This is a genomic window from Flavivirga spongiicola (genome assembly GCF_030540825.1).
In the GTDB taxonomy this organism is placed as follows: domain Bacteria; phylum Bacteroidota; class Bacteroidia; order Flavobacteriales; family Flavobacteriaceae; genus Flavivirga; species Flavivirga spongiicola.
Map to the genome: position 1 here is coordinate 1,752,754 of NZ_JAUOEO010000001.1, position 21,442 is coordinate 1,774,195.

Sequence of the window (21,442 nt, forward strand, 5' to 3'; positions counted from 1 at the left end):
GCATATCATTTACACACCTTACATTAATATATTGTATCATTATTTGTATTAAAATGACGATTAAACTTGAGGGAAGAATATGTTAATTAATAAGATTATTGGTCTAAAACCATTAATCTTACAATTCGTATTAAATACACTACAATATTAATTTAAATATTCGATAAAAACTAATAAAAACCAGACAAAATGTATTTTTTTTACGACAAAACGTATATTTTGATTTTCAAAAGACAATTTAATTACAAAAAATTAAACCAAATAAAACTAGGGATTCTATTTAAGAAAAAGGCACAGTTGTTTAATTAGAATCTACTCAAAACAACATCATTATAATTACTGACCATAGTTTGAATGATCTTTCTTCTGGATTAAAAAGAGGCTAAATTCTAAGTTAAAACTCAAAGAATTCAGCCTCTTTACACTATTATGAAAAAAACTAAATTAATTAAAAACAATCTTTTTGGTGAGCACCTCATTCATTTCCGTTCTTAAACATATTATATAGGCTCCCGTTGATATATTATCAAATCTAAAACCATTCTCTAAACTTTCTGTTGGTACATTTTCAACTTCTAAAACGGTTTGACCCCTCATATTGATTAAGGCCAGTTTTTTGACCTGGCTATTCAACTTTTTAGCAAACAGTGTATTGGTCTTATTCTGATAATAAATATAATTCTCTGTAAATGTCGCCTCTTCTGCACTCAAAGTTTTAGCTTCATTTTGGAAAACCATCTCAAATCTGGTATTAAACTTTCCTGCCTCCGATTGAAACTCGTATGCTGAGCCACTTCTTAAATCAAAATAAGTACCTGTTAGGTTGTCCCTTAGATAAACTTCTTGCCCTTCTTCTAAATTCTCCGTTTCTGTTATCTTAATCTCAAACGTATTATCTCCTGAAGATTTAAAGTTTAACGGTATGGCCTTATCTTCTGTAATTGGGCTATAGGCTTGCATATTCATATTCTTGCCCTCTAAACCTAAATTAAAATCGTTGTTATTGGACTCGTCACATTCTGCATCATAGCCGTAATCAAAACCATCTGTGGTGGTTTCGCTAAAGCCTAAAAGTAATTCTCTTCGGGTCTTGGGTCCCACAATCGAATTAAATTCTAACCGGATTTTCTGCATAACATTATTCTCTTTACTTTCTTTAGAAGTGTTACCTTTTTTAGATTTTGTATTACTCGATTTCAGGAACGATGACCCATTATTATAGGTTCCATCTGCATCGGATTCTTTTATAAATATTCGCTGGCTGTTATTAAACTCTACATCTCCATCTGCTATAATCTCCGTAACAAACCCCTGACCAACCGGAAGGTATCTTGAAGGCGTTACAGTCCCGTCCTGGGAACCGTTATGTGCTCCATATATGCCTACAAATTGGTAGGCTCTTGTAGATCCCAATTTATTTACTTGCGCGTAGCCGCCTTTGTACTCATTAAGATGATGTGAATCTCCAGCCCATTGTTGCCATAATTGTAACGTACCATCTATTACCCCTGCATTGTCATCAATGAATTTATGGATGTCCAAGGCCGATGGGTACGGGTTCCCTAATAGATACTCCGTTTTGGATACCTGCGAAACAGACCCTGGGCCACCTTTATCGGTAACATTTATTAATATAGTACCATTATTTGGTTTCCCTTCAAAAATATATTGTTGCTTTATACCGGCATTCCCTGTACCTTTTTGTGTGTAACCAACTCCCGGTTCCAATGGCGTACTTGGTGAATGAAATGCCCAATCCCAATACGTCAAAGCATTTTTGTAAGTATAAATCCAATACGTACTAATTTTTCCAGCTTCATCATAGGCAGAAGTAAAGGACAAATTAACTCCGGATTCATCTTTTATCATATTTAAGTTAAATGGTGTATTATTAGTGTTATTTGTTGATGCATTATTATCTGTTAAGTTTGTAATGCCTGTGGCTCCTACTGGCGAAGACCAATAGTTGTACCTATATACATTAGAGGTTCCTTCTTGGCGCCTTAAAAGCTTGCCTGTCGCCGAGGTAACCAGATCACTGTTTACAGTTTGAATTAACTGGCAGTCATCTTCTAAGTTAAGTGTTCCATTTAACTCTAAATACCATGTGTTTCGTATTAAATGATCTCCAGTTACAGTTAGTGTACTTCCATCATCTATAATTAGACCTAATGTATTAAGCGAACTTGAAATTTTTATGTCATTAGAAATTTTTACGATATACCAATCTTTGTCTTGAGCTATATTCTCTATATCCCAAACATCGCCATGCAGCCAAGTATCCTGATCAGTCCAATCTCCATTACTAAAAGTTACATAAGGCAACGGCGTTGTTTGCTCCTGAACGGTAGTTATATTATTCATTATGATGGTATTATCATTTTGAGAGTAATCCAATACTTGATTCGAATTAATTTCAGTCATAGGGTAGTATGCAATCAAGTTAGTCCATGGTATTGTTGCACTTGTGGCTATGTCTTCAATGTCTTTTATGACAATAGCACCTCTAACATTTCCGGAGTTATTTTCAATTTCCTGATATATCATGCCCTGGACTTGAGATTCTGTTATAGCCTTATTAAAAACTCTTATCTCGTCAATCTCTCCGTTAAAATACTGCCTATTTGAAATTGATTTTGAAATTCGACCAACTTCAAAGTTCCCCGTCCATTTATTTGTAGTTAAAATATTCGCTCCAATTTGATTATTATTAACATCTCTTTTAATCTGTTCGCCATCAATATAAATTATTTGCTCACCAGTGATACTAGAAAAAATTCCGGTAACATGATGCCACTCATCATAATTGATTTCACCTCCACTAATGCTCTTTGAAATATCTGCTGATGTTTTTATGCTAAAAAAAACTTCATTTCCGTTTTTTATAAATAGTCTACAAGCTGTATCCTCACCTGCTATTGTTGCTTTTGGGACACCAGTATTTGCTGTATCAATCTTTATCCATGCCATAATAGTGACTTCACCTAAACCATTCAAAATGCTATTCCCACTCAAAAAATCATCCACCCCGTCAAAATCCACAGAAGCCGATGTTGGGTAAATAACTGCGGGAATATCCCGATAATCCAAGTCACCACCTGAATTCAAATTGGAATCAGAATCCGGAAGTATAGATAAATCAGTGGGATCTTCAATATCTTCATTAACATCCCAACTACTGTCGTTAACACCATTTGTTTCAAAAGGATTAATTAGCCCATCATCATCCACGTCGGCAGCCGTACTAGAGTTTGCCATTCCATTTTCCTCGATATCATTATAGTCATCATTATCACTATTTAAATCTTTATAATCTGGAACTCCATCAGAATCTGTATCCACAGGTATTAAACCTGTTCCATAGTTGTCCCATAATCCAATATAAGGACCAGAAGTATTAACCACCCCACTTGGAAGCAAATACCCTAAAGTTGTTTGTGCTTCAACATTATCCGGGATTCCGTCATTATCGCTATCTATATCTATCTTATCTTCAAAACCATCTCCATCAGAATTTACATTACAAGACGGTTCTTCTACAATAGCAATACTAAAATCATCAATCAAATTACCAACACTAATTGAACCTGATGAGGTACTTACTGCTTCGATAATAAAGAAGGTTGTGTCTTGTCCATCTGGCACGTCATAAATACCGGTGTGGGTTCCCCAGGCCGTATTATCATTAGACATGGTTTCTACTATGGAAGCTGATGCTAAATCTGCACCAATCCTTACTTGAGCTACATCACTTCCGTCTCTTCCTCTATGTTTAACCGACCATTGAACTTTTGATCCTCCAGAAATACACAATTCTTGGTATAATGCTGCTGTTTGGTTAGCATTAAGCTCTGCCAATTGGTTACCATGGCTAGCTGGAGTACCTAAAAAGCCGCTATACCATAATTCTATTTGCTTATCCGCAGCTGTCGTTTTCCAACCGGGCACATCATTTTCGTGAAATAAGAGCCATGTCCCCGTATTAACAGATGGCTCCTCAAAACTTCCATTTATTGCATTTTCAGCACAATATACCACACCACATTCTATAGCGTCTAGAATCCCATCATTATCATCATCTACATCAACTGAATCTTGAATTCCATCTCCATCTGTATCTTGCGCCATACTAGTATTTACCGTAAACAATACGATTACAAATAGCACTTTATAAAGCAGCCTTTTTTTCATAGGTTAAATTTTTTAATAGATTTAAAGCTCTATTTTAATTTAATACTGCAAACCGTACTTTTAGTAAAATGGATTAACTGTAATAAAAATTTTGAGGGAAATTTATTTCACCCTTGAAACTATATTACTTTCAAGATTGAACGTAGCAATAGTACTACAACATTATCAAAAATCAAAGAAAAAACTGTATTTTTTATCGATTAAACGCAAATAAAACCGACAAAAACCATAACATCTTTTAGAATACACCAATTAAATCACATGCAAAACACCTAGTTATCAGTAGATTATATTAAAAAAACAAGTAAAGTGTTCTATTTTTCTTTTGATACCCGATTTAAATTTGAAAAATCGTTGTCAAAAAATCAGATTATACTGTCAACCAAATCTTCAATTTTAGAAATGAGTTGAATTTTAATGACCGTGTTTTTTAAAGAAATTTTATTGTATTTGGACACAAAAATGGTGGAGAATCCTAATTTTTCGGCTTCTAAAATACGCTGCTCCACACGTTGAACAGGGCGAATTTCTCCAGACAAGCCAACCTCAGCAGCAAAGCAAAAATCCTTCTGCAATGCCATATCCTCGCTAGAGGATAGTATAGCAGCCACAACAGCCAAATCGATAGCTGGATCGTCAACCGTAATACCTCCTGTAATATTTAAAAACACATCCTTAGCTCCCAATCTAAACCCAGCACGTTTTTCTAATACAGCTAATAACATATTGAGGCGTTTTGCATTAAAACCAGTGGCACTCCGTTGTGGCGTTCCATAAACTGCAGTACTCACTAAAGCTTGTACTTCTATCATTAATGGACGCATGCCTTCTAAGGTTGCTGCTATAGCATTTCCAGACAATTCTTCATCTTTTTTAGAGATTAAAATCTCTGATGGATTAGAAACCTCTCGAAGTCCAGAGCCTTGCATTTCGTATATGCCCAATTCATTAGTAGATCCAAAACGATTTTTATTAGCTCTTAAAATTCTAAATACGTGATTACGATCTCCTTCAAATTGCAACACGGTATCCACCATATGTTCCAATATTTTGGGTCCTGCAATATGTCCATCTTTAGTAATATGACCGATCAACAAAACGGGTGTTGCTGTTTCTTTAGCAAACTTTATAAGCTCTGTAGTACATTCTTTTATCTGAGAAATACTTCCTGAAGAAGATTCTATATAATCACTATGAAGTGTTTGAATAGAATCAATAATAACAATATCGGGCTCTAAAGCTTCTATTTGTTTGAATATATTTTGTGTTTTAGTTTCAGTTAATATATAACAATGATTATTATTAGGGTTAATACGCTCTGCTCTCATTTTTATTTGTTTCTGGCTTTCTTCACCAGAAACATATAAGGTTTTATAAGGAAGTTTTAATGAAATTTGTAATAATAAAGTACTTTTCCCAATTCCAGGCTCACCACCTAATAATGTTAATGACCCAGGCACTATACCTCCCCCTAATACGCGATTAAACTCTCCATCGAATGTATTAAGTCGTGGTTCTTTAGAAAGATCTATATCTTTAATTCGTAATGGAACGGCTGTTTTTTTTACAGCAGATGTTGGAGACTTCCAATCACTCTTTTCTGGTTTTTGAATAACCTCTTCAACTATTGTATTCCACTCTTTACAGGCATTGCATTGTCCTTGCCATTTCGCATATTGTGTACCACAGTTTTGACAAAAAAAAGTCGTTTTCACCTTTACCATTTAACCCTTTTGGAATTTAGAAATTGAGATTTGAAATGTCATTATTAATAACCAAAATCTTCTTTAATTAAATTTACTTTCTCAATCAGTAAGTCTTTTGTGATACCGGCAATTTCTTTTAAAGTAAAAGCCGTTTCATAGGTACGCATTGCCTTTTTCGGTTCACCCATTTCTTCATAAAAACGTGCTAAATAATACCCTCCTAAGAGTGTTTTCGGATATTGATCTCGAGCCATTTTACCTAACGCCTCATAATATTCATATTGTTCGGTTTTTTCAATGGCTGCCGAAATAGCTTTAAAATCATTAATTAGAATTTGCTTTTCAAGACCAAATAAACCGTTAATAGTTTGATATTTTTCAACCAAATATTCTACCGGAGAATTTTCTAATTCAAGTATGGTCTCTTTATATTCCTTTTTACTAATAGGCTGAAATACTCTAAAAATATTTTCAATGGCATTCGGTAGCGCATGTAAAGGTGCCGAGTAATAAGAGGGCGTTTCAAAACTATTAAAACTATAATTTAAGTTCTCATTCTCTATAGCAGAAATATCTTTATTTAAAGCTTCGGTCATTCCTTTTATAGAGTTTGGATCATTTTTAGTATTTGCTAAATAATAGAATAATTTAGACTCCAAATTAGCCAATCGCTCTGGAAGGTAATCTATCATATTCGGAGCTAATTCCGGACTAACCGCAATATAACCCTGAAACAATGGCTTAGGTTTTAATAAAAAATAATTAATAAAATTAGCTGTTTCTCCATGACCTACAACTACTCTAAAAGGAGTCGTTCTATATGTTTTTTCTATATATGGAATAAGCTCCATCCCAATAAACTCAAAGAAGCTTGATCCAGTATCAATTGGTAAAGAGTTTTGTTCAGAATACAGGCAATCATCAAATCGTTTCTCAACCTGATTAATCCCTACAATAATAGATTCTGGCATATCTTCCCAATAGGAATAGTAATCTACATTTCCAGTAACAGCCTCGAATAGATAATCGCCATCAAATACAATAAATAATGGGTAATTTTTATCCTCATTACTATTATAACCTCGGGGTAATTGTATTTTAAGCTCTCTAGACTCTCCTAATTTTGAAGATTCAATAGCTTCATATTTAACTTGAGCTTCAGTTAAATGGGTAGATACTACAAACAGTAAAACGTAAAATATTTGCTTCATTTTGAATAAATGATTAGAAATTTGATATTGGCAAGGTAATAAATAATGGGAGAGATTAAAAGCAAAGTTTTGCAGCCTCCACAGAATTTTTTAAACTTCTATTTTGATCTTTTTCTATTGTAAATGGGTAAAAAAATAAAGGACAAGACTCCCAAAATAAAAATCATAAGAGTTTGAGACGACCATATAATCCAACCAAAAGCATAACTAGGATCTTTGGGTAATCCAAATAACAATAAAGCTCCTAAAACAGCCGCTGGATAGAAAAACACCCCTCCATTTGTTGCAGCAATTGTAAAACTAGCTGCAATAAACGCAATAACTACGGCTCCTAATGAAATTCCATGCAAATCTTCAACGGCAAATGTTGTAACATAAAACATAAGGACATACATACCCCATATAAATAATGTATGAAGAATAAAAGGCCATTTGTTTTTCATTTTAAAAATACTCAAAAGACCTTCTTTCAATCCAATCAAAAAGGTTTTAATCTTTAATGCTATTTTTGATTGACTTTGTCTTATATAAAAAAACAAAATTCCAAAAAATAAAATGGCCAAAATTGCGTACAAAATTAATTTTGCCGATGGGATTGATTTCTCCAAAAGTTGAAAAATAAAGTCAAATTGAAGAACTAGTGTTACAACTATAATACCAAGCATAACTATTAAATCTGCTATACGTTCTGCTACTATCGTTCCAAACCCTTTTTCAAATGGAACATCTTCATAATTAGTTAAAACAGCTGCCCTTAAAACTTCTCCCGATCTTGGAATTCCGTAATTAGCTAGATATGTAATAAATACAGCCATAATACTATTGGGCAATTTTACTTTATAGCCCATTGGCTCTAAGAGGTACTGCCATCTATAAGCTCTTGATAGATGACTTAACAAGCCAAAAAAGATCCCCAATAACACCCACCAATAATTAGCACTTTTAAAATAAGGAACAATTGTAGATATTGGTATCTTAGAAAACATATACCATCCAAATCCTATGGCCAATAAAAGCGGAATTGAAATTTTTAAAGCCTTTTTTGCTGTATTATTCAAAATTTATTTTAATAAGTTTGTAGCCTCATCTGGAAAAACTAATGAGGGCTTAAAACCTTTAGCTACTTCAATATCCATAAAGGCATAAGTAATTAAAATTAATGTATCACCAACCGAAACTTTTCTAGCGGCTGCTCCGTTAAGGGTAATTTCTCCACTTTTACGCGGCCCGGGAATACAATAAGTTTCTAAACGCTCTCCATTATCGTTATTAACAATTTGAACTTTTTCACCTTGTATAATATTGGCAGCTTCCATTAAGTCTTCATCAATAGTGATACTACCTATATAATTGAGTTCTGCACCTGTGCATTTTACTCTGTGAATTTTAGATTTTACTACTTGAATTTGCATGTGGCAAAGATAATTAATTTAGTGCGATATTATCAATAAGTCTAATATCATCTGCATATACTGCTATAAACGCTCTATATGATTTTTTGTTTGATTTTCGTTTAACCGGTTTTAAAGTTTTAACATCAGCGATAATAAAATATTCCAACTCTAATAAATCATGTTTTGTAAACTGATTTTCAACCCATTTCAATACTTTATTAGCACTATTTGTGCCAAAATGCTTTTTGGCAGTTGTTAAAGTTTCATAAATAAAAGGGACCACTTTTTTATACGCTGGTTTTAGTCGTGTATTACGCGAACTCATTGCTAAACCACTAGCCTCACGATGTATTTTACAGCCAACGACATTAACCGGAATACGAGCTTTTTCAACTAGTTTTTTTATAATCTGCAATTGTTGAAAATCTTTCTCTCCAAAATACGCATTATGGGGTTTCACAATATCGAAAAAACGTTTAACAACAGTACCTACTCCATCAAAATGTCCATCACGAAATTTACCTTCCATTTCAAATTCTAACCCCTCAAAATCAAAACTTTGGGAAACCGTTTTTCCTTCGTAAATATCATCAACTGTAGGTGCATAAACTATGATATCCTCTTTGCTAACAGTTTTAAGCAAGTCCAGATCATTCTTAAGTGTTCTTGGGTATTTTTCCAAGTCTTCGTGATTATCAAACTGTGTAGGATTAACAAAAATGCTAACAACCACTTTGTCATTATTATCCAAAGCTTTCTTTACCAATTGTAAATGTCCTTCATGTAAAGCTCCCATAGTAGGGACCAACCCTAATGTTAACCGTTTCGTTTTTAAAACACCAATAGCTGTCGTAATTTGTTGTTTATCTGAGTAAAATTCCACTTTTTAATAAAAAATTAACGCGTGCAAACTTAAGATTTTACAACCAATTTGCATAAAATTTTGTATTTTTGCGTGTTTTTATTTTGATTTTTTAAAAGCGAGACCATCAAAAAAACAAGCTTTACAAAATTTCTCTTTAAAAAAAGACCCTTAATTGCTAGTTATATACGACCATAAAAAGTCAACAAAAACAAACATATGAAAGATAAGAGGATATTATATGTATCATCTGAAGTAGTTCCTTATTTACCAGAAACCGAAATCTCTTCCATGTCTTTTGAAGCACCTAGATTGGTGAATCAACAAGGTGGTCAGATAAGAATATTCATGCCTCGATACGGCAATATAAATGAACGCAGACATCAACTACATGAAGTTATCAGATTATCTGGTATAAACTTGGTGATAAATGATTTAGACATGCCTCTTATTATTAAAGTCGCGTCCATTCCTAAAGAACGCATACAAGTCTACTTTATTGATAATGATGAATACTTCAAAAGAAAAGCAACGTTGACTGATGAAGCTGGCAAATTATTTTCAGATAATGATGAACGTGCTATTTTCTTTGCAAAAGGTGTTATTGAAACCGTTAAGAAATTAAATTGGTCTCCAGATATTATTCATGTTCATGGCTGGCTGGCATCATTATTGCCTTTATACTTGAAAGAATATTATAAAGATGAGCCTTTATTTAACGAAAGCAAAATTGTTACTTCGATTTATAATCAAAGTTTTAACAATACCTTAAATAAAGATATGCTTAATAAGATTAAATTTGACAACATAAATGAAGATGCTGTTAGTGTGCTTGAAGAACCAACATATAATAACTTAATGAAAGTTGCTGTTGATTATTCTGATGCACTAATCGTGGGATCAGAAAGCATACCTGAAGATTTAAAATCCTATTTAGAAGCATCTAACAAACCTGTTTTAGAATACAAAAATAAAGATGAATTTGGTGAAGCTTACACAACATTTTTTAATACTAGCGTTTTAAGTTAACCCAATATATTCATTCAACATATATATGAAAAAGACGATTAATGCCCTTAAATTCCCTATTGTTTTTCTACTAATTATTTCATCTTTTATCGCATGTGATAAAGATTTTAGCGTTTTAGAAAGTGATGTTTTAGGAAAAGGAAATGCAAACTTTGGTACAAATCAGATAAGCCTTCCTATATCTGCATACAACAAAAAACTTAGTGCTTTACAAATTAATAATTTAGGATTTAGTTTACTTGGTTTTTTTGATGATCCAGAATTTGGTCAAACCACTGCTAGTATAGTAGCCCAAGTAATTCCTACGGCATTTAATCCTGATTTTGGTGACAACCCTGTTATTGATTCCGTTATTTTAAGTGTTCCTTATGTTAGCAAGGTTACTGGTTCTGATAATGGCAATACAACATATTCTATTAAAGATTCTTTGTATGGTGATTCTGAGGCAAAAATTAAATTAACTATTTATCATAATAATTATTTCTTAAGAAACTTTAATCCAAATTCAACTAATAGGCCTCAAAATTATTTTTCTAAAGCTGATAATGGTACAACCGATAATTTTGCGCTTACCGAAAATAATACTATAAATTTTGATGACCACGTAGGTGACATAGTAAAGGATATTACGTTTATTCCCAGCGGAGATGCTATTAAAACAACCGTTGGTGAAGGTGAGGATGCCGTTACGACAAGGTCTGTTCCTGCCTTAAGAATACATCTTAATGAATCGTTTTGGAAATCTGCCATTATAGATCACGAAGGGCAACCTGAATTGAGCAACTCTAGTAATTTTTATGATTATTTTAGAGGCCTATATTTTAAAGCAGAACCTGAAAACCTTGTGGATCCAAAAGGAAATATGGTCTTAATGAATTTTGCCTCTAGTGACGCCAGCGTTATTATATACTATTCAAAAGGAGCAGATGATGCCAGAACGCAATCTACATACACTCTTAATTTTAGAGGAAACAGACTTAATACTTTCATAAATAATTATGATATAAATTTCACAGACGGAGACCCTGATTTAGGAGATGAAACGCTCTATTTAAAAGGTACTGAAGGCTCTATGACTATTATTGATTTATTTGGTAACGATCCTGATGCCTTAGACGATTTTATAAATGATTTTAGAAAAACCGATGATACTGGTGAATTCATAAAAGATAATACAACAGGAAACTTTATACTTAAAAAACTTATTAATGAAGCACAGTTGGTTGTATATGAAGATGAATCATTAACGACAGATATTGAAGACTATCATAAATACGATAGGGTTTATGCTTATGATATTAAAAACAATAGACCTACTGTTGATTATACATTCGATCCAACTGAGAACACAACGGAACCCTTCAATTCTAAAGTGATTCATTTGAGTCAACGTAATCCAGATCAAAAAAAATACAAAATACGTCTTACTGAACATTTAAATAATATCTTATTAAGAGACTCTACCAATACAAAAATAGGCTTGGTACTATCAACTAACGTTAATAATACAGCTAGTGCTCAAATATTAAACAGTAGTAATGATGATGTTACAGGAATTCCTGCAGCAGCTATTTTAGCGCCAAGGGGTACTATTTTACACGGAAGTAATGAAAATGTTGATCCAGCAGACAGAAGAATGAAATTAAACGTGTTTTTCACAGAACCCGAAAATAACTAAAAAGTTTTTTGAAAATATTTTAATCCACTTATGTGTTTGTTTGCAAACAAACACATAAGTGAATTTCATCGTATAAATTATTATTTCATATATTATTTTGTCTTTTATTAATACTTATTTTGCATCTTCGCACTTAAAATTTAAAACCCAAATTAACATATGTGTGGAATTGTAGGATATATTGGGCCAAGAGAAGCTTATCCAATCATTATAGAAGGTCTTAAACGTTTAGAATATAGAGGTTACGATAGTGCTGGAATAGCACTATTTGATGGTAAAGACCTTAAAGTCTCTAAAACCAAAGGAAAAGTAGTTGATTTAGAAGAACGTTCTGGAAAAGAAATTACTAAACATGGAAGTGTAGGTATTGGACATACACGATGGGCAACACACGGGGTTCCTAATGATGTGAATTCGCATCCCCATATTTCAAATTCAGGTGAGCTGGTTATTATTCATAATGGTATTATTGAAAATTATGAATCACTTAAAAAAGAGCTCATAGCTAGAGGTTACACTTTCAAATCAGATACAGATACAGAAGTATTAATTAATTTGATCGAAGATGTTAAAAAACAAGAAAATGTAAAGCTTGGTAAAGCCGTACAAATTGCATTAAATCAAGTTATAGGGGCATATGCTATTGCTGTTTTCGATAAAAACAAACCTGAAGAAGTCGTTATTGCTCGTTTAGGAAGCCCATTAGCTATTGGTGTCGGTAAAGATGATTTTTTTATCGCAAGTGATGCCTCTCCTTTTTTAGAATATACAAAAGATGCTATTTATTTGGAAGATGAAGAAATGGCTATTATTCGACTTCATAAAGGTATAAAAATTAGAAAAATTAAAGATGATTCTTTAGTAGACCCTTATATCCAAAAGCTTAAGATAAATTTAGAGCAAATAGAAAAGGGTGGTTTCGATCATTTTATGCTGAAAGAAATTCACGAACAGCCTAAAGCGATTACTGATACTTACAGAGGTAGACTTCTTAGACAAGAAGCTATTATAAAAATGGCAGGTGTTGAAGATAATATGAAAAAGTTCTTAAACGCCGATCGTATTATAATTGTAGCCTGTGGTACTTCATGGCATGCCGGCTTAGTTGCAGAGTACATCTTTGAAGATTTAGCAAGAGTTCCTGTGGAAGTGGAATATGCTTCTGAGTTTAGATATCGTAACCCTATTATTACAGAAAAAGATGTCCTTATAGCCATTTCACAATCAGGAGAAACAGCCGATACGTTGGCAGCCATTAAATTAGCAAAATCTAAAGGTGCTTTTGTGTTTGGTGTTTGCAATGTTGTTGGTTCATCTATTGCCAGAGAAACTCATGCAGGAGCTTATACACATGCAGGTCCTGAAATTGGTGTTGCCTCGACAAAAGCTTTTACGACTCAAATTACCGTTTTAACCTTAATAGCATTACGATTAGCTAGAGCAAAAGGAACGATTAGCAGTTCGGATTTCCGTCATCATTTACTGGAATTAGAAATGATTCCTAAAAAAGTAGAAGAATCTTTAAAATCTGATGCACATATTCAAAAAATATCTGAAATCTATAAAGACGTAAGCAATTTCTTGTACTTAGGAAGAGGTTATAACTTTCCTGTAGCACTTGAAGGCGCTTTAAAATTAAAAGAGATTTCTTATATACATGCCGAAGGTTATCCTGCTGCAGAAATGAAACACGGCCCTATTGCTTTAATTGATGAAAATATGCCTATCGTGGTGATTGCTACAAAAAAGGGACATTACGAAAAAGTAGTAAGCAATATTCAAGAAATAAAATCCCGTAAAGGAAAAATTATAGGTATAGTCACTGAAGGAGATACTCAGGTCAGAGAACTGGCAGATCATGTTATTGAAGTTCCAGAAACTTTAGAGTCACTTTCTCCGTTATTAACCACCATACCGCTTCAATTATTATCTTATCACATTGCTGTGATGTTAGGTAAAAATGTAGATCAGCCACGAAATCTGGCAAAATCTGTTACCGTAGAGTAATCATTCTTATATCATTATTGAATATTTTCATTATACCATGAATGGTATAATGAAAATATTCAATAAACACTCTTTTTTTTTACACATAAATCAATTTTAAGCAAGATTTTTTGTTAAAAAAATACTATGCATGCATACTTTTTTATATTTTTATGTTGAAGTAACATTTAATATTTCTATATTGTTAGCTAAAACATAAACTAATTCTTACTAAATGAAGACAATTTTCTCAATTTTACTGTTGCTGTTTTGTGGTTTATCTTATTCCCAAACAACTATTTCCGGCTCTGTTGTCGACGATAATAACCAGCCCATCCCTGGAGCTAATGTTATTGTTGTTGGTACTTCTACAGGTGTCGTAACAGATTTTGATGGTAATTTCTCTCTTACTGTTAATCAAAACCCTCCGTTTAGCATTCAAGCGAGCAGTATAGGTTTTGAAACCGTTACTAAAGAGGTAACGTCAAATAATCAAACTTTAAATCTTATTCTTAATGAAGGGACGTCATTAGACGAAGTTGTAATTTCTGCATCTAGAACACCGGAGCGGATCTTTGAATCACCCGTTACTGTGGAGCGTTTTGGATTAAAAGCGATTAAAAATACAGCCTCCTCAGATTTCTACGATGGATTAGAAAACCTAAAAGGCGTTGATATTAATACGAATAGTTTAACCTTTAAATCTATTAACACAAGAGGTTTTGCAACGTTTGCAAATACGCGTTTTATGCAATTAGTAGACGGTATGGACAATGCAGCACCTGCTCTTAACTTCCCTTTAGGTAATTTATTGGGCATGGTAGAAACAGATGTACAAAGTGTAGAGCTTTTACCAGGAGCAGCATCTGCCCTTTATGGTGCTAATGCATTTAATGGGATACTATTTATGAGAAGTAAAAGTGCTTTTGATCATACTGGAATTAGCGCTTACTATAAACAAGGTATTACATCTCAACAAGCTGCGGGGGATAATGACTATAAAGATTATGGTATTCGTATTGCTCACAAATTCAGCGAAAAATTTGCTGCAAAAATTAATTTTAGTTACTTACAGGGAACTGATTGGGTAGCTAACGACACCAGAGGTAAAGATCGAACGACTACTTTTGTAGAAAAAAATAGTACCAGAGCAAATGATATAGATTATGATGGTGTAAATGTTTATGGTGATATTGCTACCATTAATATTAAAACTGTGGCTGATAGGTTAGCTGCACTAGGAAGGTTACCTAACCCAGATTTAGCTAATTTAGTACCATCTGTCAATGTGAGCAGAACAGGTTATGATGAAGCGGATTTAACAGATTATGATGCTAAAAGTATAAAAGCAGATTGGGGGTTTTATTTTAGACCATGGGAAAACGATTTTGAAATTCAATACGTAGGTAAAATAGGTTCCGGTTCTACAGTATATCAGGGTTCTAACAGATATTCTATAAAGAATTTCTTTTTACAACAACACAAACTGGAAATCAAAAACGATAACTTTTTCCTTAGAGGCTATGTCACTGCTGACAATGCGGGTGACTCTTACGACATGGTATTTACAGGTGTAAATGTAAACAGACAATGGAAAGCTGATGAGGTTTGGTTTGGTGAATATACAGCTGCTTTTATAGGAGGGACATTGGCCGGGTTAAATGCAAATGAAGCACATGCTAGTGCAAGACAAGCAGCAGATACCGGACGATTTGAACCAGGCACTCCTGAGTTTCAAAACGCTTTCAATACAGTAATAAACGACCCGGATGTATTAACCGGGAGTAAATTTAGAGATGAGTCTAAAATCTATCATTCTGATGCAAACTATAACTTCAGTCATTTAACAGACTTTGCAGACATTCAGGTTGGTGGTTCGTATAGAAAGTATGTGTTAAATTCATTTGGCTCCATCTATACTGATAAGTTAGGAGAAATTCCATATTCTGAAGTTGGTCTATATACACAAATTCAAAAGAAATTTTTAGAAGATGACCGTTTAAAATTAACTGCATCTATACGTTATGATAAATCAGAACTTTTTGATGCCTTTTTCTCGCCAAGATTATCCCTTGGGTATAATTTAGGAGAAGACAATAACCATAATTTAAGAGCCTCTTTTCAAACAGGTTTTAGAAACCCGGATACCCAAGCCTTATATATTGGCTTTAATGTGGGAAGTATTATTTTACTCGGTAGTGCACCAGATAACCCAGAAAGGGATTTAAGAACAGTTAGTGGAGACGACATTTCCACTATTGGACAAACCATTATTGGGACTAGTTTTGATTATGACGGTACTGGAGCTTATAATAACTCATTTACAAGAACTTCAGTGGCAGCATTTGCGACTTCTCAAAACCCTACCGATTTAAAAATAGCAAACCCCGGTATAGTAAAACCGGAACAGGTTAGTTCTTATGAAGTGGGTTATCGAGGGAAATTAGATAAAGTTATTATTGATTTTAGTGCATATTTAAACCAATATCAAGATTTCATTACTACTGTAGATGTTGTTAACCCCTATTATGGCGATGTGCAATTAACTCAAACAGCACCTGTAAACGGTACTCCAACACCTTTGGCCATCATTGCCCTGGCTAATAGTGATTTCCAAGCATATAGAGCTTACACAAATACAACGGCAGATGTTAATTCTTATGGTGGTGCTTTAGGCGTGACAACTAAGATATTTGGAAACTACGATTTAGGGATGAATTACACGTATGCTAAATTAGATTTTGACCGTGATGCCAATCCTGATTTCCAAACAAACTTTAATACACCAGAACATAAATTCAAAGCATCTTTTGGGAATACGAATCTATTTGAAAACTTTGGTTTTAACGTAGCTTGGAGATGGAGTGATAATTATGTTTGGGAAGCTTCGTTTGCTACTGCAGAAGTTCCTGCTTACCATGTTTTAGATGCACAAATAAACTTACGCGTGCCCTCTTTAAAATCAACATTTAAAGCAGGTGCCTCTAATCTTTTAGGTGATGAATATTTTACAGCCGTGGGAACTGGCTTCATAGGTTCACAGTTTTACCTTTCATGGACAATCAATAACTTATAAAATAGATCATTATGAATATTAGATATATATACCTTTTTGTCCTTGCTTTAGGGTTTTTTGCTTGCGACGAAGACGATAACATATTACCAGAAGAAGTAATATTACCAGAATTAACGGCGGGCTCTGCAGATTTTTCAAATTACGTAGCTGTGGGCGCCTCATTTACAGCTGGCTTTACAGATGGTGGTTTATTTAAAGCTTCACAAGAAAATTCATTTCCCAACATTTTATCAAAAGAGTTTACAAAAGCTGGAGGTGGCACTTTTACGCAACCTTTGATGAGTGATAATACAGGAGGCATTCTAGTAGGTGGAGATGTAGCAAGAGGTTACAGACTAACATTTAATAGCGCCATCCCCGGACCACAACCGTTAGATGCTTTTTTAACAGGACTAGGAGCTCCTGTTCCTCCTATCACCACTGAAGCTGGTATAAGCATTGGTAGTGATTTTAATAATTTTGGTATTCCTGGTGCAAAAAGCTGGCATTTAGTAGCACCTGGCTACGCAGGCTTAAATCCATACTACGCACGTATAGCATCCGCTCCAACGGCAACAGTCTTAGCAGATGCCATGGCACAAAACCCTACATTTTTTACTTTATCTGAAATTGGAGGTAATGATGTATTGGGGTATGCTACCTCTGGTGGAGACGGCTCAAATTTAATAACACCTTCTGCCGGAGCTCCTGGAGTTGGTTTCGATGAAACATTTAATACCTTAGTGACTACCTTAACCTCTGGAGGTGCTAAAGGAGCCGTAACGAACGTGCCTTATATTACAGATTTACCACATTTTACAAGAGTTCCTCATAATCCTTTAGATCCAACAAATCCTGATTTTGGACCACAAATCCCCACGCTTAATGGCATCTTTGGTCAATTAAATCTGGTATATGCAGCTCTTAATGCTCCAGAGCGTTCCATTGTATTTTCTACAACAGAAACTAGTGCTGTTGTTATTAGAGACGAAACTTTAACAGACATATCTACTGATATCACTTTTATTTTAAACAATAGTCCTACATTCCCTGCTTTTGTACAGTCATTTGGTTTACCTCCTCAGGCAGCACCTCTTGTGGCAAACTTACTAGGAACTACTTACGGGCAAACCAGACAAGCAACTGAAAACGATTTATTTGTATTACCAAGTAGTGCTATCATTGGAACTGTAAATGCAGATAATGTACAAGCATTAGTACTACAGGGTTTACCTTTAGAATTAGCTGGTCAATTTTCGGCTGAAGGTATTTCGCTGCCATTAGCAGATAAATGGGTATTATTACCAAGTGAACAACTAGAAATAAAAACGGCAACGGATGCATACAATGTAACTATTGCTGCAGTAGCAAGTTCAAATGATAATATTGCTTTAGTAGATCTTAATGCTATTCTTACTGAGGTCTCTAGTATGGGTATTAATTTTGATGGTTTTAATTTAACCGCAGACTTAGTTACTGGAGGTGCTGTAGGTTTAGATGGTATTCATTTAACAGCCAGAGGTTATGCGCTTATGGCTAACAAGTTTTTAGAAGCTATTGATAGTGCTTTTGGGTCTAATTTTATTGAATCTGGAAATATTGCTAAAGCAAATGACTATCCAACAAATTACTCCCCTACATTACAATAATTTAAAATTAAAATAGCATTATAGAACACCTTCTATTGGAAGGTGTTTTTTTATTATAAAAAAGCTACTAAAACAACTTTTATTTTAAATTAAAAAATATATCTTTGCACGCGAAAACTAAAACTGTTTTCACACAATTAAATCGCATAATATTAAACATATAAGTAATGTCTAAAGTTACAGGTAAAGTTGCACAAATAGTAGGTCCGGTAATCGATGTTGAATTCGGTGCAGGTTCAGAACTTCCAAAAATTTACGATTCATTAGAAATTAAAAGACCTGATGGTTCTTTATTAGTATTAGAAGTACAATCTCATATTGGTGAAGATACCGTTCGTACTATCGCTATGGATTCATCTGATGGTTTGAGTAGAGGAACTGAAGTTAATGCTACTGGTGCTCCTATACAAATGCCAATTGGTGATGATGTTTACGGACGTTTATTTAATGTAATTGGTGATGCTATTGATGGTCTTGGAGATTTACCTAAAGCAAATGATGCCGGGTTACCAATTCACCGTCAAGCTCCTAAGTTTGAAGATTTATCAACGTCTACTGAAGTTTTATTTACAGGTATTAAAGTAATCGATTTAATTGAGCCTTATGCAAAAGGTGGTAAAATTGGTTTATTTGGTGGTGCTGGTGTAGGTAAAACAGTATTGATTCAGGAACTAATTAACAATATTGCAAAAGGACATGGTGGACTTTCTGTATTTGCAGGTGTTGGAGAAAGAACTCGTGAAGGAAATGACCTTTTAAGAGAAATGTTAGAATCTGGAATTATTCGTTACGGTGATGATTTCATGCATTCTATGGAAGAAGGCGGATGGGATTTATCTAAAGTTGATAAATCTAAAATGAAAGAATCTAAAGCTACTTTCGTATTCGGACAAATGAATGAGCCTCCTGGAGCTCGTGCTCGTGTAGCACTATCTGGTTTAACCATTGCTGAGTATTTCCGTGATGGTGCTGGTGAAGGTCAAGGAAAAGATGTATTATTTTTCGTAGATAACATTTTCCGTTTTACACAAGCCGGATCTGAGGTATCTGCATTACTTGGTCGTATGCCTTCTGCGGTAGGTTACCAACCAACATTAGCAACAGAGATGGGTGCGATGCAAGAGCGTATTACCTCAACTAAAAGAGGTTCTATTACATCTGTACAAGCGGTTTACGTACCTGCAGATGATTTAACGGATCCTGCTCCTGCAACAACATTTGCTCACTTAGATGCAACAACCGTATTATCTCGTAAGATTGCTGAACTAGGTATTTATCCTGCGGTAGACCCATTAGATTCTACATCTAGAATCTTAACGGCTGACATCTTAGGTAACGAACACTACGATTGTGCACAAAGAGTAAAGGAGTTATTACAACGTTATAAAGAATTACAAGATATTATTGCTATTCTTGGTATGGAAGAATTATCTGAAGAAGATAAATTGGCTGTAGGTAGAGCTAGACGTGTACAACGTTTCTTATCGCAACCTTTCCACGTAGCAGAGCAGTTTACAGGTATACCAGGTGTATTAGTTGATATTAAAGAAACTATTAAAGGATTTAACATGATTATGGAAGGTGAATTAGATCACTTACCAGAAGCTGCGTTTAACCTTAAAGGAACTATTGAAGAAGCTATAGAAGCTGGAGATAAAATGTTAGCTGAAGCGTAAAATAGTTGGCAGTAACCAGTACTCAGTCTTCAGTGACTGCAAACTGCAAACTGCAACTGCAAACTAGAAAATATGTATTTAGAAATTGTATCACCTGAAGCAACCTTATTTAGCGGAGAAGTAACCAGTGTTGCTGTCCCTGGAGTTAATGGGGATTTCGAGATGTTAAATAATCACGCACCTATTGTATCTTTATTAAAAGAAGGTGTTGTAAAAATTTCAGGAAATGTTGAATTAGATGAAGAAGTTCAAGACAAATTCGTTAAAGGCGAAAAAGACACGACTTTATTAAAGATAAATTCTGGAACTATAGAAATGAAAGACAATAAAATTATTGTTTTAGCGGACTAAATTTCTTTTTATAAAATATATTAAAAACGCGAAGCAAATGCTTCGCGTTTTTTTATACCATTTTTGCTTTACAGTAACTTCAAATAAGGAACCGTATTATGTCCACTTCCAGATAATTAACTCCCAATCTTCCCCTGCCTCAGTATGTACATCTAAAATACTAAACCCTACAGCCCGGTGTGCTTCAGAAGATCGAATGTTTTTAGAATTAACTTCCGTAATCACAGCATCAAAATCTGACTCTAATTCAGTCTTAAAATACTGGTACAACCTTTTAAAAATACCTTGTTTTCGATACGCTTTATCTATACAAACTTGCCCCATAATTAAATAACAAAGGGTCGATAAATTTTTAGATGCAATGATGCTATCCATGTATTCAAACATAGGTATAAGTGTAGGCACATCATTTCTAAAAGCATTGAGCATACATAAGGCATAACCTATAACTTTTCCCTTATGTGTAGCAATAATATGTGGGCAAGCATCATTCATGCGCTTTAAAACATCAAAAGTGTGCTTTACAGAAACAAACCCTTCCGCTTTAATAGTATCATTAGATAATAATAGCTTAATATTAACCTGCTGCAAGTCTAAAATTTGCTGTAATTCTTCTTCTGTTTCAGCTCGTTTATAAACAATCTGTGCCATTAT

Annotated in this window: 14 protein-coding genes; 7 read left to right on the forward strand and 7 right to left on the reverse strand. The window is 34.0% G+C overall.

Annotated features, from left to right (window positions below; translation table 11 throughout):
• Positions 1 to 444: 444 nt before the first annotated feature.
• The 6 genes from Q4Q47_RS06830 to panC form a co-directional block, all read right to left on the reverse strand.
• Complete coding sequence (locus Q4Q47_RS06830) at positions 445 to 4,191, reverse strand: LamG domain-containing protein (RefSeq protein ID WP_303305903.1); 3,747 nt, start codon at positions 4,189 to 4,191, stop codon at positions 445 to 447.
• Between the two features lie 365 nt (positions 4,192 to 4,556).
• Positions 4,557 to 5,915: a DNA repair protein RadA gene (gene radA / locus Q4Q47_RS06835; protein ID WP_303305904.1), complete on the reverse strand. Its 1,359-nt coding sequence runs from the start codon at positions 5,913 to 5,915 to the stop codon at positions 4,557 to 4,559.
• Between the two features lie 44 nt (positions 5,916 to 5,959).
• The gene (locus tag Q4Q47_RS06840; protein ID WP_303305905.1) at positions 5,960 to 7,108 is read right to left on the reverse strand and encodes an alpha/beta hydrolase; all 1,149 of its coding nucleotides are present in this window, start codon (positions 7,106 to 7,108) and stop codon (positions 5,960 to 5,962) included.
• Positions 7,109 to 7,206: 98 nt separating this feature from the next.
• Positions 7,207 to 8,166 carry a lysylphosphatidylglycerol synthase transmembrane domain-containing protein gene (locus Q4Q47_RS06845; RefSeq protein ID WP_303305906.1) on the reverse strand — a complete coding sequence of 320 codons (960 nt, stop codon included), beginning with the start codon at positions 8,164 to 8,166 and terminating at the stop codon, positions 7,207 to 7,209.
• A gap of 3 nt (positions 8,167 to 8,169) precedes the next feature.
• Positions 8,170 to 8,520: an aspartate 1-decarboxylase gene (panD, locus tag Q4Q47_RS06850; protein ID WP_303305907.1), complete on the reverse strand. Its 351-nt coding sequence runs from the start codon at positions 8,518 to 8,520 to the stop codon at positions 8,170 to 8,172.
• Positions 8,521 to 8,533: 13 nt separating this feature from the next.
• A complete protein-coding gene (panC, locus tag Q4Q47_RS06855) occupies positions 8,534 to 9,385 on the reverse strand; it encodes a pantoate--beta-alanine ligase (RefSeq protein ID WP_303305908.1) in 852 nt (283 codons plus the stop codon).
• A 198-nt stretch (positions 9,386 to 9,583) separates the two neighbouring features.
• Between panC and Q4Q47_RS06860 the strand changes: the two genes are divergently transcribed.
• From Q4Q47_RS06860 to Q4Q47_RS06890, 7 genes are all read left to right on the forward strand, one after another.
• On the forward strand, positions 9,584 to 10,393 hold the full coding sequence (locus tag Q4Q47_RS06860) for a glycogen/starch synthase (RefSeq protein ID WP_303305909.1): 810 nt from the start codon (positions 9,584 to 9,586) through the stop codon (positions 10,391 to 10,393).
• 25 nt (positions 10,394 to 10,418) lie between these two features.
• On the forward strand, positions 10,419 to 12,071 hold the full coding sequence (locus tag Q4Q47_RS06865; RefSeq protein ID WP_303305910.1) for a DUF4270 domain-containing protein: 1,653 nt from the start codon (positions 10,419 to 10,421) through the stop codon (positions 12,069 to 12,071).
• A gap of 159 nt (positions 12,072 to 12,230) precedes the next feature.
• Positions 12,231 to 14,078, forward strand: a complete 1,848-nt coding sequence (gene glmS, locus Q4Q47_RS06870) for a glutamine--fructose-6-phosphate transaminase (isomerizing) (RefSeq protein ID WP_303305911.1) — start codon at positions 12,231 to 12,233, stop codon at positions 14,076 to 14,078.
• Between the two features lie 214 nt (positions 14,079 to 14,292).
• The gene (locus Q4Q47_RS06875; RefSeq protein ID WP_303305912.1) at positions 14,293 to 17,133 is read left to right on the forward strand and encodes a TonB-dependent receptor; all 2,841 of its coding nucleotides are present in this window, start codon (positions 14,293 to 14,295) and stop codon (positions 17,131 to 17,133) included.
• An 11-nt stretch (positions 17,134 to 17,144) separates the two neighbouring features.
• Entirely contained in the window at positions 17,145 to 18,761 is a 1,617-nt protein-coding gene (locus tag Q4Q47_RS06880) for an SGNH/GDSL hydrolase family protein (RefSeq protein WP_303305913.1), read from the forward strand.
• Between the two features lie 167 nt (positions 18,762 to 18,928).
• Entirely contained in the window at positions 18,929 to 20,437 is a 1,509-nt protein-coding gene (gene atpD / locus Q4Q47_RS06885) for a F0F1 ATP synthase subunit beta (protein WP_303305914.1), read from the forward strand.
• Positions 20,438 to 20,509: 72 nt separating this feature from the next.
• The gene (locus Q4Q47_RS06890) at positions 20,510 to 20,788 is read left to right on the forward strand and encodes a F0F1 ATP synthase subunit epsilon (RefSeq protein WP_303305915.1); all 279 of its coding nucleotides are present in this window, start codon (positions 20,510 to 20,512) and stop codon (positions 20,786 to 20,788) included.
• Between the two features lie 96 nt (positions 20,789 to 20,884).
• On the opposite strand, the gene Q4Q47_RS06895 is transcribed toward Q4Q47_RS06890, so the two are convergent.
• Positions 20,885 to 21,439 carry a GNAT family N-acetyltransferase gene (locus Q4Q47_RS06895; RefSeq protein WP_303305916.1) on the reverse strand — a complete coding sequence of 185 codons (555 nt, stop codon included), beginning with the start codon at positions 21,437 to 21,439 and terminating at the stop codon, positions 20,885 to 20,887.
• Positions 21,440 to 21,442: the final 3 nt, after the last annotated feature.